14 protein-coding genes are annotated in these 16,167 nt (G+C 68.6%); 4 read left to right on the plus strand and 10 right to left on the minus strand.

The features are described 5' to 3' along the window. Positions 1-323: 323 nt before the first annotated feature. Entirely contained in the window at positions 324-734 is a 411-nt protein-coding gene (locus tag JZ791_RS00600; protein ID WP_216892082.1) for a hemophore-related protein, read from the minus strand. A 435-nt stretch (positions 735-1,169) separates the two neighbouring features. Between JZ791_RS00600 and JZ791_RS00605 the strand changes: the two genes are divergently transcribed. After that, a complete protein-coding gene (locus tag JZ791_RS00605; RefSeq protein ID WP_216892083.1) occupies positions 1,170-2,639 on the plus strand; it encodes a S1 family peptidase in 1,470 nt (489 codons plus the stop codon). A gap of 11 nt (positions 2,640-2,650) precedes the next feature. Here the strand turns inward: JZ791_RS00605 and JZ791_RS00610 are convergent, their stop codons facing one another. Together JZ791_RS00610 and JZ791_RS00615 are read right to left on the minus strand one after the other, a co-directional pair. Continuing rightward, positions 2,651-2,959 (minus strand): helix-turn-helix domain-containing protein, encoded by a 309-nt coding sequence (locus JZ791_RS00610; RefSeq protein ID WP_216892084.1) that lies wholly within the window; start codon positions 2,957-2,959, stop codon positions 2,651-2,653. Between the two features lie 75 nt (positions 2,960-3,034). Then, a complete protein-coding gene (locus JZ791_RS00615; protein ID WP_216892085.1) occupies positions 3,035-3,754 on the minus strand; it encodes an enoyl-CoA hydratase/isomerase family protein in 720 nt (239 codons plus the stop codon). A gap of 215 nt (positions 3,755-3,969) precedes the next feature. Between JZ791_RS00615 and JZ791_RS00620 the strand changes: the two genes are divergently transcribed. Together JZ791_RS00620 and JZ791_RS00625 are read left to right on the plus strand one after the other, a co-directional pair. Continuing rightward, entirely contained in the window at positions 3,970-4,383 is a 414-nt protein-coding gene (locus JZ791_RS00620; protein WP_216892086.1) for an aggregation-promoting factor C-terminal-like domain-containing protein, read from the plus strand. Positions 4,384-4,478: 95 nt separating this feature from the next. Beyond that, positions 4,479-5,942 (plus strand): hypothetical protein, encoded by a 1,464-nt coding sequence (locus JZ791_RS00625; protein WP_438804470.1) that lies wholly within the window; start codon positions 4,479-4,481, stop codon positions 5,940-5,942. Positions 5,943-6,632: 690 nt separating this feature from the next. Here JZ791_RS00625 and JZ791_RS00630 read toward each other — a convergent pair. Continuing rightward, a complete protein-coding gene (locus JZ791_RS00630; RefSeq protein WP_216892087.1) occupies positions 6,633-7,607 on the minus strand; it encodes a stage II sporulation protein M in 975 nt (324 codons plus the stop codon). Positions 7,608-7,662: 55 nt separating this feature from the next. Between JZ791_RS00630 and JZ791_RS00635 the strand changes: the two genes are divergently transcribed. Next, entirely contained in the window at positions 7,663-8,511 is an 849-nt protein-coding gene (locus JZ791_RS00635; RefSeq protein WP_216892088.1) for an RDD family protein, read from the plus strand. Positions 8,512-8,518: 7 nt separating this feature from the next. On the opposite strand, the gene JZ791_RS00640 is transcribed toward JZ791_RS00635, so the two are convergent. The 6 genes from JZ791_RS00640 to JZ791_RS00660 form a co-directional block, all read right to left on the minus strand. Further along, a complete protein-coding gene (locus JZ791_RS00640; protein ID WP_216892089.1) occupies positions 8,519-9,814 on the minus strand; it encodes a DUF58 domain-containing protein in 1,296 nt (431 codons plus the stop codon). Between the two features lie 4 nt (positions 9,815-9,818). Continuing rightward, the gene (locus tag JZ791_RS00645) at positions 9,819-10,802 is read right to left on the minus strand and encodes an AAA family ATPase (protein ID WP_216892090.1); all 984 of its coding nucleotides are present in this window, start codon (positions 10,800-10,802) and stop codon (positions 9,819-9,821) included. 10 nt (positions 10,803-10,812) lie between these two features. Next, complete coding sequence (locus JZ791_RS00650) at positions 10,813-11,883, minus strand: DUF4129 domain-containing protein (protein WP_308162678.1); 1,071 nt, start codon at positions 11,881-11,883, stop codon at positions 10,813-10,815. Beyond that, positions 11,880-12,788 (minus strand): hypothetical protein, encoded by a 909-nt coding sequence (locus JZ791_RS44630; RefSeq protein ID WP_254204990.1) that lies wholly within the window; start codon positions 12,786-12,788, stop codon positions 11,880-11,882. The genes JZ791_RS00650 and JZ791_RS44630 overlap by 4 nt, the downstream gene beginning before the upstream one ends. A 79-nt stretch (positions 12,789-12,867) precedes the next feature. Next, the gene (locus JZ791_RS00655) at positions 12,868-13,545 is read right to left on the minus strand and encodes a PhzF family phenazine biosynthesis protein (protein WP_254204991.1); all 678 of its coding nucleotides are present in this window, start codon (positions 13,543-13,545) and stop codon (positions 12,868-12,870) included. A gap of 72 nt (positions 13,546-13,617) precedes the next feature. After that, positions 13,618-15,321 (minus strand): DUF4407 domain-containing protein, encoded by a 1,704-nt coding sequence (locus JZ791_RS00660; protein ID WP_216892092.1) that lies wholly within the window; start codon positions 15,319-15,321, stop codon positions 13,618-13,620. Positions 15,322-16,167: the final 846 nt, after the last annotated feature.

A 16,167-nucleotide genomic window follows, 5' to 3' on the forward strand; every position in this document is an offset into this window, starting at 1 on the left:
TCCTGATAGTGTTTTTTTCGAGCATGAAGCTGAAATACGGGCCGGGCTCTCGCACGAAGAGAACCCGGCCCGCATTCGTTATTGCATCGTCAGATCACGGCGATGATGATGCCCGCGATCACACCGAGAGCGGCGACGGCCAGACCAGCGGCACTGCCAACAACTGGCAGAAGCATTGTTCCTCCTGTGATGTTCTGAGTGTTTGACTAGCAGCAGCGATCATGCCAAGCAACATGGTGTTGCAGATGATCCGTCGCGGCGTGTCGGAAAATTTCTGGCAATCCTCTCGATTCTGGACAATTGCCCGAAATAAGAATGCGCTGTCAGGAGGTCGATCCGTAGTTGTGGCAGGTGTCGACAACCTTGCGCAGCTCGGTGTCGGCCTTCGGATTCACGGCTCCGGCGCCTTGCTGATCGCCGGTTGCCGCGCCCAGGCGCAGACGCTTCTCGGCGAGTGGGCCGAACATCGCCTGACGCTTGTCCGCCGGCTGGTTGAACGTGAACCGCAGCACCGACTTCTGCAGGGGAGAGGCGTCGAGCCGGGCGGCCGCGTCGGGCGCCGCGTCGTGCAGGGCGGCGTCGATCTGAGAGAAAGAGCAGGTGGATACCAGTAGTGGCAGCACATCATCCATCACATCGGCGGAGGCGGATCCCGCCCCGATCAATACGGTGCCCGCAGCGAACCCGCCGATCGCGACTGCGGCGATCGCGGACCGGGCATTGACCAACCTCATGAATCCATCCTTCTAATAGTTCGACAGATTGCTTCGGGCTCAGACCGCGAAGATGGTAGTCGAGGTGGTCGGAAGAACCCGGTAACCAGCCGGTGGAGAATCGGTGGCCGTGATCGTTCGGTCGTATGCCCGCGGCGAAATCTATTGCGGTATCACGAGATGATGAAGATCTTGGGCATCCGATCAGCAAACCTAATATTCAGCTTATCGAGGAGAGCGCCGGTCGACGCGGCGGTTCGTCTCGGACGGGTGTGGAGCAGGCCGTTTTTCCGGAATGAGCTGCTGTATATGGGGTCCATTTCTGTCGACGGAACTCGGTGTGTTGTCCACCGACTCGGCAGATGACTCTGGCAAGGTCGTGTTTCGCTTGGCTGAACTGTCTTCGGCTTCCCGATCCGGCCGCAGATGTGGATCGTTCGCTGAGGAGGCGATTCGATGGAGTTCGGAATCAGCGCGCGGCGAGTGACTCTCGGCTGCTGTGCGGTACTGGTGGTGGCCGGGACGGTAGCCGATCCGGCCGCGGCGGCCCCGCAGTCCGGCGGGCCCGCGTTACCGCCGGGGTTGGTGGAGGCGGTGCAGCGCGACCTGGGTATCGACGCCGACGACTATCTCGCGCGCTCGACGACCGCACAGCGGCTGGCCGAGTTCGGCGACGTGGCCCGTCGTGCCTACCCGGCGATCTTCGCGGGCGTGCGGATGGACGGTATCCGGCCGGTCGTCTCCCTCGTCGACGGCGAGGACGCCGACGACGCGCGTGCGGCCGCGGATCAGGCCGGATTCACGGTGGAGACCGTGACCGAGAGCGAGGCCGCGCTCGATGGCCGGCGCGCCGCGTTCGAGCACTGGCTGGCCGGTCAGAACGCCTCGGTGACCGACTCGATCGTCGGTTATGGCATCGATGAGGCTCATGACAGCCTCGAGGTGACCGTGGCGAAGGATATTCGGGTGCCCGCCGATGTGGGGCCGGTCCGGTCGGTGTCGGCGGTCATGCCCGAGGCCCGGCCCGACGGCAACCCCGCCACCGCACAGGTGATCGCGGACGTCGGTCCCGACGATGACGATGTCGTCGGCGGCGAGCCGTTCGCCATCGAACTCGCGGGTCGGACGCACAAGTGCTCGTTCGGGTTCAACGGGACGGACGCGGACGGCCACACGGTCAACATCACCGCCGGGCATTGCGATCCCAACAATCTCGTCGAACCCGCCGCCAAGACCAAGCAGGCCCCGCGGGTCTACGAGGGCGCCGGTGGGCGGCGCGGTCGGGAACTCGGTCGTTTCGAGTTCTCCGAGCTGGGGCCGCACGACTATTCGATCGTGCGCGTAGATGACTCGGTCGCTTCCCGATTCCAGAACAACCTCGTGTCGACCCGGCGGTTGGCGTCACCGGCGCCCGCGGCCGGCAGTAGCGGCATACGGCCGCCCGCGGGCAGCAGTGGTACACGGCCGCTGGCGGGCAGTAGTGGTTTACGATCGTCCTCCGCCGCCACGACGTCGAGCGCTCCCGCTGTCGATACCACCGGCAAGGATGCCGACCAGGACCTGTTGCGGATCGATGGGGTCGCGAAACCGGTTGTCGGACAGCCGGTCTGCAAATCCGGGTTCAGGTCCGGCTACTCCTGCGGGACCGTCCTGACCGTGGGCCAGAAGGGCTTCCTGCGCGGAGTGCCGGGCCATGGCACAGACGTCGTCACGGTCCAGGACATGTTCTACACCGATGTGTGCGCCCAGCGGGGAGACAGCGGGGGGCCGATCTTCGCGGGCACCAAGGCGCTCGGCGTCAACAGCGCGATCATCAACTACTCCACCCCGCTCGACCAGGGGTGTGGCCACCTACCGGTGCTGCTGGGACAACCGCTCAGCAGCGTGCTCGACGACCATCCGGGTCTGATCATCCGCACCGAATGAGCGGCGCCCGATCACACATCCACGGTCGAATGGCTGAGGTCCTCGGCCAGTCGTAGCTTGTCCGCGACCGCGATCAACAGCGTCTGAGAGCCGTCCGAGAGCCCCACCGCCGTGCGAACGAGCCTGCGCAGCCTCGGATCCGACACCCGGCCGACCAATCCGCAGTCATCGATCCCGCCGTCCATACCGTGCAGGAAATACGGATCCACCTCGAACTCCAGGGCCAACGCGTTGATGACCGCGGTGGACGGATTCGTGCGGCGTCCCGATCGCAGCTGAGACAGGTATGGCGGAGAGATACGGCACCCGGTGGCGACCATTCGCTCCGTGACTTCGTCGTAGCTCAGCGGGCGGCCGTGTTTTCGCTCCCACCCCTGGACCTCTCGGGATACGGCTCAGTTCGTCGGCTGCAGTTCGAATTCGTTGTAACCGGCCACGGGTGTGCGCAGTTGGGCAACGACATCGCCGTACATCTGGTGTTTGATGTCCGCCAGGGCCTGCCCCCGGGTATGTGCGATCTGTGCGACGACGTCCACGGCCGCGCCGAGTATGTCGTGCTCGGACGCGAGTTCGTCGACCAGCCCCCGGGTCAGCGCCTCCGAACCCCGGTATCGCCGACCGGTGACCAGAGCCTCGTGAGCGGCGCGCGAGGGCAGTCGTGAGGTTGCCAAGGCCACCGTGCCGGGGGCGTAGGCCGCGCCGAGCGTGATGCCCGGTAAGCAGAAGTATCCGCGGTCCTCGCGCATGATGATCCGGTCGTGCGCGATCGCCAGGAAGGCGCCCGCGCCGAATGCGTGCCCCTGGACGGCGGCGACGGTCGGCACCGGGGATGTCAGTATCCGGGCGAACAACCGCTGGATCTGGCTGAGATAGGTGTCGGCTTCGCGCGGATGCCGGGTGACCCAGCTCAAATCGGCGCCGGTCGAATAGAACTTGCCCGCGCCGACGGTCACCAGGGCGCGCGGACCGCACCCGGCCTCGACCTCGTCGAGCAACCCGTGCAAGCGGGTCATCCACTCGGGATGGAATCGATGTTCGGGATCGCTGTCGGCGGTGAGCAGGGCATCACCCAGATGAAGGATCGCGACGTCGCCCTCGTAGTCCAAGTGTGGCACGGTGTGAACGCTACAGGGTTGCTGTCACCACGGTCCTGTCTTGCCGGAAGCGCGGGTTCGTGTCACCTCTCACCCTTGCTCGGCCTGTGGCGCGGAGAGCTGTACAACGTCAGTGCCTCACGTCCGCTTCGTCCGTAATCGGAGCTTCTGTAGTCTGAGCGGATAACTAACAGTTTGCTGAATAAGCAGGAGCTCGTACGGGACAGGGGCTATCGATGCCACGCATGCTCGCGGTCGTGCTCGCGGCCTCCGCTGTATGGATATGCGCCGGTCCGGCTATCGCCGAGGACCTGATGGACGACGGTATCGTCACACCGGCCGGCCTGGCCATGTCGGCCGTCCGGGACGGCGCCAGACTCGCGGCGCTCACGATCGTGCCGCTGCCGCAGTTTCCGTCGTTCGACAAGATCGTCACGCGCGAGAGCGGCTGGAATATCTTCGCCACCAACCCGGTCAGCGGGGCTTACGGTATCGGCCAGGCGCTTCCGCCGGAAAAGATGGCCACGCACGGGCCGGACTGGCGGTTCAACCCGATGACCCAGATCCGGTGGACCTACGACTATATGAACGAGCGCTACGGCAGCCCCGATCGGGCGTGGCAGTTCTGGCAGGCGCATCACTGGTACTGAGGTCGGGTAGTCTGCGTCGGGCTACGGCACGATCACGGCCGGACAGCCGAGCGCCGGCGAGGTGGAGTCGTGAGTAGAACGGGCAGGTACACCGCATGATTCGACGTTCCTTCGGGCGCCTGCGCGGCACGATGCGGACGGTCGCGATGTGCGCCTCCGGTGTGCTCGTGGTGGCGTCTCCCGCGAGCGCGACCACGGCCTGGGGGCCGTTCGCCGCCCCGAATCCCGCGCTGGGGCCGCGGGGTTCCGCGACGATGCACTCCGACGCAGCCTCCTCCGACGCCACCCCGCTCGCGGGGCCGGGTGCGCGAGCGGTCGGCGCGACGGTCTATCCGCTGGCGGCCGCCTGCCCCACGCTGTTGCAGGGATCGGACGGGCTGGTGGTCGCCCTGTGCACCGCGATCGCCGACCGGGCGCCGACGGTCGAGCTCATCGATCCGCACGCGACCGGGCGGGCGGGGTTCGGAATCACCGCCGCCACACTGAAGTTGACCAAGGGCGGTCTGCTCGGCGGCGTATACGCCTTCCTGGACAACGACAATCGGCTCGTGGTCGTCGACGGCAATCGACATCTGCTGCGGATCGCGCACACTCACGATTCGGCGGGCCGATGGACGCTCGGCGTGTCGTCCTCGGTGGACCTCTCCGGCGTCGTGCCCGCGGGTGACAGTGTGGTCGGCCTGGTCCCGGATTCGACCGGCGCGGTGTGGTTCGCGACCGAGCACGCGCTCGTCGGGCGGGTCGCGAACCACACCGCGCCGGGGCGGGTCTCGGCGATCACGCTCGGGGCCGGGGAGATGGTGGAGAACAGCATCTCCTCGACCCCGGACGGCCGCGTCGCGGTCGCGACCACCCACGCGCTCTACGAATTGCGCACAGGCGGTTCGGGCCGGCCCGAGGTCGCCTGGCGCCATGCCTACGATCGCGGACCCGGTCGCAAGCCCGGCCAGCTCAGCTGGGGCACCGGATCGACGCCGGTGTATTTCGGCCCGGATACCGGCGCGGACTACGTCGCCATCGTCGACAATGCGGCCGGTGCCGCACATCTGCTGGTATTCCGTTCCGGCAGTGGGCAACCGGTCTGCTCGCAGCCGGTCCTCACCCGGGGCGGGCCCGGCAGCGAGAACGCGCCGATCGGCCTGGGACACACGGTGGTCGTGGCGAGCACCTACGGCTATCCGTATCCGACGCTGCCGCAGGGGGCGGGTCCGGCCGTCCCGCCCACGGCCCCGTTCACCGGCGGTATGACGCGGGTGGATGTGAACGCGGGCGCGAACGGCTGCCGCACGATATGGGACAGCCCGGTGCGCAGTTCGGCGGTGCCGATCCTGTCGGCCGCCGACGGCCTCATCTATACGGTGGGGCGGGTCGGGCACGAGAACACCACGCCACTGGACGGTTTCGAATTCACCGCCATCGACGCCGAGACCGGCGCCATCGTCTCGCGCAGTCCGCTGCCCGGGACGATCGCCGAGGATCCATTGCAGACCGCGCCGTTGATCACGCGAGATCACCGGGTCCTGCAGGGAACGCTCAGCGGAATCCTGCGCATCGGCTGACACGGCCGGGCCGCCTCGTTGCGCGGGGCCGTTCACAGGGGCCCGTGCATGTCCGAGTCCAGGGTGTGATCTTCGCCGCACTCCGATCGATGCGTAGGGGGTTGTCGAGGTCGGCGCGGAGGGTTGCGGGCGTGTACGAAACGATCACGAATCGACGACTACGGGCGGGTAATAGGGTGAACACGTACCGTTTAGCACCTATTGCCGTACGTCGATCAAGCATTAACCGGATATAACAGACTTCAGGTTTGTTTACCGAGCGGCAACCGCGCGGACATTCGATGTCTCCTTGGTAAACAGCGAGGTAGACATCAACTTTTGTGTTTACCTAATCGGCGGATGCCGCGTTTGGGCAAACCTCCCGTCGAGACCTTCCGGGCGAATGCGGCAAACCTGGATCCGGCCTGCCGGAATGGACCGGACATCGCCGGTCGAACTCCTCCCGGCCGCACACAGACCGGACGCTATGTATTTGCCATCGGGTGCGGGGCGCCGCGGTAGATCAACGTTTTCGAGCTGTGACACAGCCCGCTGAGCTGCGCAGAGGAGGTTGCATCGCGATAACGATTGTGTAGAGTTGACGGTAACGCTGGCCGCAGCTGAGCTGGACTCGCTGCGGCCAGTGGCTCTCAAATTCTCCGGCTCGATCCTCGGGCACTCTGGCCCGCACCGCAAGTCAATTTCTCGCTGTTAACCGGCTGTGCGCCCAGTGGTAACTGTCGATCCCCGCGCCCCGCGCCGGCCAACACCGAAGACGTACGCCAGGAAGCCCAACTCGGCAAGCAGACCGATGCCGATCCGGACCGGCGCGGGCCAGCCGCTCGGCGTGACGAAGCCCTCGATCGTCCCGGAGACCGCGAGCACGGCCACCAGGCCCAGTGCCACCGTCGCCGAGGCACGGCCCTGCCGGGCCAGGGCCCGGCCGCGGGGCAGGCGGCCCGGATCGATGAGCGTCCAGCCTAGCTTCAGGCCCGCGCCCCCCGCCACGAATACCGCGGTCAGCTCCAGCATTCCGTGCGGGAGCAGGAATCCGAAGAAGGCGTCCAACCGCCCGGCATGGGCCATCAGGCCCCCCGAGATGCCCACGTTGAGCGCGTTCATGAACAGCGCGTACACCGCAGGGAGGATGAGCAGCCCGGTGAACAGCGCGATCGCGGAGACCCAGGCGTTGTTCGTCCACACCTGCGCGGCGAAGGCGTCGTGCGGATGCTCGGAATAGTAGGTCTCGAACCGCCCACCCGGAGCGGTAAGGCTGCTGACATCCCCCGACATGCCCATCATCCTGCGTGCCGAAGCGAACTTATCGATCCACACGCCCAGTCCTGTCGCGACGCCCAGAAACACCGCCGCCACGCCGGCCCACCACGGCCACGCCCGATAGACCGCCACGGGGAAGGAATGCGTGAAGAACCGCCCGACCGCCCGCCAGGTATCGACCCGCGTCCCCAGCACCCGCCCGCGTGCCCGGGCCAGCAGCGCCGACAGCCCCCCGATCAGCTCCGCATCCGGCGAATGCGACTGCAATCGCGACAACTGCTGTGAGGTGCGCCGATACAACGCCACCAGTTCATCGGCCTCCACACCGGACAGCCGCCGCTTGCGGGCCAGCTGATCCAGCCGCTCCCAGGCCGGCCGATGCGTATACGCGTATGCGTCGACATCCATGAGGCTAAATTACTGCCCCATCCGAGTGTTCTGGGCGGACAAGTACTTTAGAACCGTGGCTGTATTCACCACTGGCGAGGGAGTGGCCCTCGACCTGCCCATCGCGCGGATCCCGACGCGGGCCGCCGCGATGTTCATCGATCTGCTCCTGCAGGCGGCGGTCGGATGGACGCTGGTGGCGGCGATCGCCGGTGCGCTGGTGCAGATCCAGCCGGATGTCGCGTGGCTCACCACGGTGTCGCTGGTCGGATTCGTCGCGGTGGTCGCCGGATATCCGATCACCTGCGAAACCCTGTTCCGCGGGCGGACCGTCGGCAAGATCGTGCTCGGCCTGCGGGTGGTGCGCGAGGACGGCGGGCCCATCGACTTCCGGCACGCGCTCACCCGTGGCCTGTGCTGGGTGATCGTGGACTTCTGGAGCCTGGGCGGGTTCGGCGCGGTCGCGGTGCTCACCTCGCTGTGCTCGCCGCGGGCGCGCAGGGTGGGCGATGTGCTCGCCGGGACGGTCGTGGTCCACGATCGCGCCCGAATTCCGCTGCCCTCCTTGGCCGTCGCGCCGCCCTGGTTGCAGGGCTGGGCGCAGCAGCTGGACCTGTCCGGGCTGACCGAGGATCTGGCGCTGCCGATGCGGCAATATCTGACCCGATACCCGGGCCTGACCCCCGAGGTCCAGCATCACCTGGGCGGTGCCCTGGTCGCCGCTGTGTGCACTCAGTTGCGGATCGAGGCTCCCCCAGGCTATCCGCCGTTGCAGATCCTGGGTGTGCTCATCTCCGAGCGGCAGCGACGCACGCTCACCACGCGGCGATCCCAGTGGCCCGCACCGGCTCTCGTAGCGAGCGCGCCGCTGGCCCCGACACCGTTCGTGCCGCCGGTCGACGCGGGCTGGCAGCGTCCCGCGTAACGCCGTCTCACATGGAGCCGGAGCGCTTCAACTCCAGGTACTCGTTGGCCAGGGCCTCGGGCAACTGGTCCGGCGCGGCGGTGACCACATCGATACCCTTGCGGCGCAGCGACTCCTGGACGAGGGACCGCTCGGCGAGCAGGGTTTCGGCGGCCGCCGCGGCGTAGATGTCGGCGGGTGAGTCGCGCCGGGCGGCGGCCGCGGCGATATCCGGATCGGTCACCGAGACCAGCAGGACCCGGTGCCGCCCCGCCAGCACCGGCAGCACGGGCAGCAGGTTCTCCTCGACCATCGCGCCGTCCAGTCCGGTGAACCACACCACCAGGCTGCGTCGGCGGGTGCGCTGGATCCCGGCACGCACCAGGCCCGCGGTGTCGGTGTCGACCAGCGCGGGGACGATACCGGACAGGGCGTGCATGAGCCGGGGCTGCAATGCCCGGCCGCCGGTGGTGCTCACCTCCGCACGCACCCGCCGGTCGTAGGCGAGTAGTGCGACCGTATCCCCGGCCGCCGCGGCCAACCCGCCCAGCAGCAGCGCCGCCTCGATACCGGCGTCCAGGCGCGTATCGTCGCCGACCAGTCCGGCGCTGAATCGTCCGGTATCGAGCAGCATCAGCACATGCCGGTTGCGTTCGGGCCGCCACGTGCGCACCAGCACGTCGGTCGCGCGTGCGGTGGCCCGCCAGTCGATCGCGCGCACGTCGTCGCCCGCGACATATTCACGGAAGGAATCGAATTCGGCGCCCTGACCGCGGAGGTTCATCACATTGCGGCCCTCGAGCTGCCGCAATTGCCTGACCTTCGAGGCCAGTACGCGCTCGCTGCGGAACGCGGGGAGCGCGCGCACCCGGGCCGGCACGTCGCGGCGGACCTGGCGTCCGGCCAGGCCCAGCGGTCCCAGCAGCCGCAGCGTCACCGGCCCGGCCACCCGGTCGCCGCGCTGGTCCGGGGTGAGTTCGGTGGTGAGGCGGGTCTTCGTGTTCGGGCCCAGCCGCAGCCGGCGCATCCGGTGCTCGGCGTGGGCGCTGTCGGGCCAGTCGTCCCACAGGTATCCGCGAATCGTCCGGGCGCCCCGGTTCACCACAGTGAGTTCGACCGCGGCGCTCTGCCCGACCCGCACCGCGGTGAGCGGTGGACGGGACAGCTCGAGGCCCGCCGCACCGCCCGCGGCCGCGGCATCGGCACAGAGCAGCACGAGCAGTGCGGCACTGACCGCGAGGACGCCGTACCACGAGGGCAGCGCGACCATGACGAGCACCGCGGCCAAGGCCGCGGCCAGGGCCAGCCGGCCGGTGACAACCATTGCGCTACACCGGAACCGGGACCGACAGCAGCAGCGAGGACAGCACGCCCTCGGCCGTCACCCCGTCCAGCTCCGCCTCCGGACGCAGCTGCAGCCGATGCCGAAGGACCACCACCGCAACGATCTTCACGTCGTCCGGGGTGACGTAGCCGCGGCCGTTCAGCCAGGCGAACGCCCGCGCGGCCGCCAGCAGCGCGGTGGCGCCGCGGGTGGATGCCCCGTGCTGTACCGCCGGTGAGCTGCGGGTGGCCCGGCACAGATCGACGATGTAGGCGAGCACCTCCGCGGCGACGACGACCTCGGCGACCGCGGCCCGGGCGGCCGCGAGATGGGCAGCGCCGGCCACCGGCCGCAGTCCGGCGGCGGCCAGATCGCGCGGATCGAATCCGGCGGCATGGCGCTGCAGGACACGGAATTCGTCCTCGCGTTCGGGCAGGCGAATATCCACCTTGAACAGGAACCGGTCCAGCTGCGCCTCCGGCAGTGGGTAGGTGCCCTCCTGCTCGATCGGGTTCTGGGTCGCGATCACCACGAACGGATCCGGCAGCGGGCGCGGCTTCCCGTCGACCGAGACCTGGCGCTCCTCCATCGATTCCAGCAGTGCCGACTGGGTTTTCGGCGGTGTGCGGTTGATCTCGTCGGCCAGCAGGAGATTGGTGAACACCGGACCCCTGCGGAAGGTGAACTCGGTCGAATGCGGATCGTAGATCTGCGACCCGGTCACATCGCCGGGCATCAGGTCCGGGGTGAACTGGACGCGGGCGTGCTCCAGTTCCAGCGCCATCGCCAGCGCCCGCACCAGGAGCGTCTTCGCCACTCCGGGCACGCCTTCCAGTAATACGTGCCCGCGGCACAGCAGGGCCAGCACCAGGAACATCACGGCCTGGTCGTTGCCCACGACGGCCTTGCCGATCTCGGCGCGCAGCGCACCCAGGGCCTGCAGGGCGTCGTGGGCGGTGGGGGTGTGGTCGGTATCCGCCCGTGTCATGCGATCTCCGTCATCCGATCTCTCGCTCGATCCGATCCAATTCCGCGGCATACATTTCCAGGGCGCCGTCGTCGGCCGCGGGTCCGAACAGTGTCGCGCCCAGTCGATGCGGGTCCGCACCAGCGGCGGTGCCGCCAAATCCACTACCGGCGGCGGTGCCAATTCCACTGCCGATGCGCGCGGCGATCGCCGCGATCACCCGGTCGGGGGGCGCGTCGGCGGTCAGGTTCAGCGCCGGCCGGATCCGGCGCAGCGTAGCCGTGCGCAACTTGCCGACGACGTGGTTGTAATCCTTGGATTTTCGGTACAGCGCGGCCTGGCCCGCGAGCACCTCGTTCGCCGCGACCTGCACCGGTCGCGGCTCGCCGACCAGTGCGCCCCGGCGGCGGGCGCGCCACCACACCACGATCGCCGCGCAGACGAGCCATTGCAGACCACCGAAGGCCAGCCAGTGCGGCAGGCGCCCGAAGATCGAGTCGCTGCCGGTGATCGTCGGCGGCGGCAGCGGCGGCGGTTCGCCGGGGTTGGGGGGAAGGCGCTGCGGCAGGGGAGGCGCCTTGGGCGCGCCCGACAGATGCAGCAGCAGGTAGACGATCAGTGCGATCAGCAGGGCGCCGAGGACCACGGCCCAGAACCGGCGATCGCGCAGCAGATCCGGCAGCGGCGGCACGCGCCAACTCGGCGCACGGCGTTCGACGGTGGGGGTCTCGACGGGTTCGTCGGGTGGCGGCGGCGCGAGTGAATAGCGGTCGGCCTGTTCCAGGAGCCGATATTCGGCCTCGCCGGCGGGCCGTCCGCCGTAGACGACCTCGTCGAAACTCCGTGCCGCATCCGGTAGTTCGGTGGCCCGCACGGTGGTCGCGGCGAGGTCGGCGGTTTCCCGCGCCGTGCGTGACCGGCGCACCTCGAGCAGGCCGCCCTGCTCCATACCGCGGACCACCGCGCGAAAACGTTCCCGCAGCGCGGTGGTGAAGTCGTGGTGCAGGGCCGCGGACTCCGCTACCGCGCGATGGGCCTGCGCCGGGCCCAGCGTGGGTATCGGGGGGACCGGACCCGGATCGGGGAGATCGTCGTCGGTCACCGCGCGGCCCGCGCGATTCGATTCGTCGGAACCGGAATTCGCACATCCCACCCCTCGCGGCGGCAGCGCCGATCCACGTAGCCGATCACGCTCGCGGCCGCGTCCATCACCGCGGCGAACGCCGCGATCAGCAGCGCGCCGGTGGTCGCCAGGACGACGACCGCCCAGCGGTGGGTACCGGAGAAGTTCGCGACGAACAGCACCGCGCCCACCAGCGGCACGACCAGCATCAGCAGCAGCGCACGCAGTGCCAGCCACAGCCACGCGAGCCGCCATTCCGCCCCGACGGCAAGGATTTTCGCCCGCCCCACGGCATCACGGTACGGCACCGACTCGGCGAACAGTACGGGCGCCACCGTCAGCCGCCTGGCTCGCAGCCACCCCAGCAGCGGTGTCGCGCCCAGCAGTCCGATGACAAGCACGACTGTGCCCACGGCCGGGATCGCGATGCCGAAAACGGTGTACACCAGCTGATCTGCCAACAGGGCGCCGAATCGGCGGTGACATTGCGCCAGCGCCGCCCGCCACGACATCGCCCGGCCGCCGATCCGGGCCAGCCCGATCGACACGGTCATCCCGCGCAGGAACAGGCGCAGCAGCCAGGCCATGAGCAGCGTGGAGGCGATCGCCGACACCGCGGAGGCCGCGGCCGTGCCGTCCGTCAGCGCGGAATCGGCCACGTTGATCACCACGACCAGCCCCTCGGCCACCAGGAGACCGGCGATCGCGCAGGCGGCCAGCGTCCGGATATCCGCCTGGATCACCGCGAACGGCAGATCCAATAGCTCGCGAAAGGCCAGTGGCCGAATCGGCACCGTCTCGGGGGCCTCGAGCCCGGCATCCGGCGCGGTCGACTCGGCCTGCCGGGAAGGGGGTCCGGCCTGATCGGCGGCGGCGGGAAGCACGAGCCCGAGTCTATCCACGAACTGTCCGATACTTCTGGTTGCTGCGCGCTGATCTGATGGTCACTCCGCCGCGCTCCACTCACGCGCGATCGAGATGCGCGATATCGCGGACGCGGCCGCCGATGTCGATCATTCCGTTCGGCCGCGGCGCGGTCAGGATCTGCGAGCCGCGCCCCTGTGTGATGGTCAGCCGTTTGTTCAGCGCCGCGGTGAGTGCGATGGCCGCGGCGCCGGTCGCCTCGTCCTCATCGATCCCGTCACCGCGGCCGGGGAAGGCGCGGGCGCGGACCTGTCCGGACGATTCGTCCTGCCAGGCCCACGCGTAGATCCATTCGCCCGGCGGCGGGACGCGCAGCTCGTCGACCTCGGCGGCCGAATCGTATCGGCGTAGGGTGCGCGGCGGCACCCAGTCGGGATGTGCGGTGATCCAGGTGAGTTCGTCGTCGTGGCGCACGCTCACCCGGCCGGCGCGGGTGGTGAGCTCCGCCGCGGCGAGCAGCCAGCCCACTCCTACGCAGGGGTGCCCGGCGAACGGCAGCCGCAGCGACGGCGTCCAGATGTCGATGACACCGTCGATCGGATCATCGACGAATACCGTTTCGCTGAACCCCAATTCCTTGGCGACCGCCAGCCGTTCGGCGTCGGCGGCGACCACCGTGCCGTCGCGCACGACGCCGAGTTCGTTGCCGAACCGCCAGTCGTCCCCGCAGAAGACCCGCACTACCTCGTAGTCGACCATCACACCAGTCAACCGCATCGAATCACGCTCGCCCGCAGGAACGAGCGGCATTCGCGGGTACGCCACGCCCGGGCGAGCCGGGCGCGCGGATCATTCGTTCCCAGGTGGAAGCTGGCGTGTGCCACGGTGTTTCAGTTCGGGCGAGCCGGAGCGGTCCGCCAGAGCGCCGCGCTCACCGGTGGCAGGCAGATCGTATGCCGGTGCGTCCGTTCCCCGGCCGAGCGCGGAATGGCCCGGGGCGTCGAATTTCTCGGCATCGATCACGGCATGTGCGGACCGGTCGGGGCCGCCCGGCGCGGTGGTGTCGATGGTGATCTTGCGGGTGCGTCGCAGGGTGAAGGTGATCTCCTCGGTTTCCTCGAGGACGTGGCGCACCGTGCGCAGGGGGTGGGTGGCGGTATCGATCGCATCGGTGACGAACGAGGGCACCAGGGGGCGGATCCAGCGGGCGGCGGTGTCGGTGAACGGAACCGTGCCGATGAGCGGAAGTTCCAGGCCGCCGGGTTGTTCGGTCCGTGGGGCGGGTTCGAGGGCGCGCGAACTCGCCGGGGTGAGCGCGGTCGAGGGCTGCGATGCCGGCGGGTTCACGTATTCCTCCTGGGATCGCGTGGCGGGATCGGCCGGAAGTTCGGCCAGGGCCTCGAATTCGGCGATGGCGCGGCGCTGCGGCGCGGAGACGCCGATCTGTACCGCGCCGATCGAGGCGACGATCCGGTGGCGTTGACGTTCGCGGTCGATCACCGTGTCGGCGTGCGCGGCCAGGTGCGCGGCCGCCAGATCCCCGTCCGCCCGCAGTATTTCGGACTCCGCGCGGACCTCGGCGCGTTTGATGGCGATGGCCGTGTCCGCGGCGTTCTCCGCGCGATCGGCGGCGGCCCGGGTGGACATGCCGCGATCGAATGCGGTCTCGCCGCGCCACCGGCGCAACAGCAGCGGCAGCAGGGCCAGCGCCACGACAATCACGATGCTCGCCAGCCGCAGCAGCAGGGCGCCGGGATGAGTCCAGGAGTAATCGTTCATGGCCAGCCACCGTGCGCCCGGGCCGCGATCGCCGGTCCGCACCGCGGTGGCGCGCGCGGAATCCAGTGCCTGCTGATCGCGGGTGACCCGGTCCTCCAGGGATTGCACCCGGGCCTGCGCGGCCGCCAGGCGGGTGCGCGCGTCGTCGAGCATGCTGTTGTCCGTACGGGTCTCCGGACCGACGCCGGGCACGCCGGTGATCTCGTTCTGCGGGCACTGCGGGCCCGGGTGGTACTCGCACCGGGCCACGATCAGGGCCTGCCCGATATCGGACCGCGCCTGCGCGATGGCGTGGTCCAGGGCGCCGCGATCGGCCCGTGCCTGATCGAGCGTGGTGCGGGCGGCGACCACCGGCGTCGCGGATTCGGCGTCGAGTCGGGCCGAGTCGTCGAGCCGACGATCGACCGCGCCGCCCAGCAGCACCGTGGTCGCGAGTTCGGCCACGACCACACCGGCCAGCCCGGCCATCGCGATCCGGGCGATAGGCGCATCGCCGAACCGCGGCCGCCGGCCGGACGGCAGCGGCGCCGTCGCCAGCGTCCGTGCCAGGGCGCCGGCCAGCGCCAGCGCGATGATCAGCGCGAGCACCACGGCGAACCACGGCCAGTGCCCTTGCACGGCGGCGGCCGCGACGACCGCGCCGCAGATCGCGGCGAACACCAGCACCACCGCGCCGGTGGTCGCGTAGGCCGCGCGCTCGTGGCGGTCGATGATCCCCGAGCCGGCGCCGCCGAGCCAGGTCAGCGGGTTCGAGGGAAAATGAGGGGCGGTCATGGGATCTCACATCCTCGTTCATTGTCGCCCGCGCGGGTCCCCGGCCACGCGCATGCGAATACAGTGACAGGCCGACGCCGATTCCACCGAGCGTGTTGCAGTGGATGTGGTCAGGTTCACAGCAGGTGGCGCACCGGTCCGGCGGTGTCGTGTGAACGCCGTTGGGCTGTGAGATACTGCACAGTAGATGTTAGCCAATGATTTGCCAAGGCGACGTCAACTGAACAAGGCCGTACGGTCTGAACGCTGCCCTTCCTCGCTTTTTCCATGTCCGGAAGATCTCGATCGTATGTCCGGAAAGTTAGCCGTCCTCGAACCGGTTTGTCCGACCACCGATCCGGGAAATATGTATCAATGCAGGTTAGAGGGCATCTGGCGGCTTACCTCCAAGCCGCACGCGCACGCAGTGGCAATACCGGGCGTGAGTGGGATACGGCGCTGAGCGATAGCCGATCTCTGCTTTACACTGGAGAACGCGCAGGTAATGGAGGACCATTGGAGAAGCCCAGGTAGAAGCTGTTCTTAGGGCAGCCTGAGTTGGTTGGGCACAGGTCCTGACTTATCGTTTGCTCTTACGCCGGGTACGAAATGCCCGGCTATAACGCCCGATTCGGTCACGAGCCGATGGTCACGTCAGGCTCTCGGTCGGAGACTTCTCAGCCTGACGGGCAGCACGGCGTGGTGAGTAGGGAGACGCGAGAACTCCGCTACCACCGAGCACCCGACGACGACGATCCGGCGCGGGTGGACAACTGGAGAGTTGACTGCACAGGACGACCATCAGCGCCGCTGGTCCGACGAAATCCTCCGGGCGCAGTCTAGACGGAGGCGTTCGACGAAGGCCCT

Source organism: Nocardia alni (assembly GCF_019038435.1).
Lineage (GTDB): Bacteria > Actinomycetota > Actinomycetes > Mycobacteriales > Mycobacteriaceae > Nocardia > Nocardia alni.

What these genes read in the sequence shown, in the direction of transcription:
- JZ791_RS00640 (WP_216892089.1), bottom strand. Translation starts at nt 9,814, where the DNA reads ATGGTTGTCACCGGCCGGCTGGCCCTGGCCGCGGCCTTGGCCGCGGTG.
- JZ791_RS00655 (WP_254204991.1), bottom strand. Translation starts at nt 13,545, where the DNA reads ATGCGGTTGACTGGTGTGATGGTCGACTACGAGGTAGTGCGGGTCTTC.
- JZ791_RS00630 (WP_216892087.1), bottom strand. Translation starts at nt 7,607, where the DNA reads ATGGATGTCGACGCATACGCGTATACGCATCGGCCGGCCTGGGAGCGG.
- JZ791_RS00605 (WP_216892083.1), top strand. Translation starts at nt 1,170, where the DNA reads ATGGAGTTCGGAATCAGCGCGCGGCGAGTGACTCTCGGCTGCTGTGCG.
- JZ791_RS00625 (WP_438804470.1), top strand. Translation starts at nt 4,479, where the DNA reads ATGATTCGACGTTCCTTCGGGCGCCTGCGCGGCACGATGCGGACGGTC.
- JZ791_RS00620 (WP_216892086.1), top strand. Translation starts at nt 3,970, where the DNA reads ATGCCACGCATGCTCGCGGTCGTGCTCGCGGCCTCCGCTGTATGGATA.
- JZ791_RS00645 (WP_216892090.1), bottom strand. Translation starts at nt 10,802, where the DNA reads ATGACACGGGCGGATACCGACCACACCCCCACCGCCCACGACGCCCTG.
- JZ791_RS00610 (WP_216892084.1), bottom strand. Translation starts at nt 2,959, where the DNA reads ATGGTCGCCACCGGGTGCCGTATCTCTCCGCCATACCTGTCTCAGCTG.
- JZ791_RS00660 (WP_216892092.1), bottom strand. Translation starts at nt 15,321, where the DNA reads ATGACCGCCCCTCATTTTCCCTCGAACCCGCTGACCTGGCTCGGCGGC.
- JZ791_RS00600 (WP_216892082.1), bottom strand. Translation starts at nt 734, where the DNA reads ATGAGGTTGGTCAATGCCCGGTCCGCGATCGCCGCAGTCGCGATCGGC.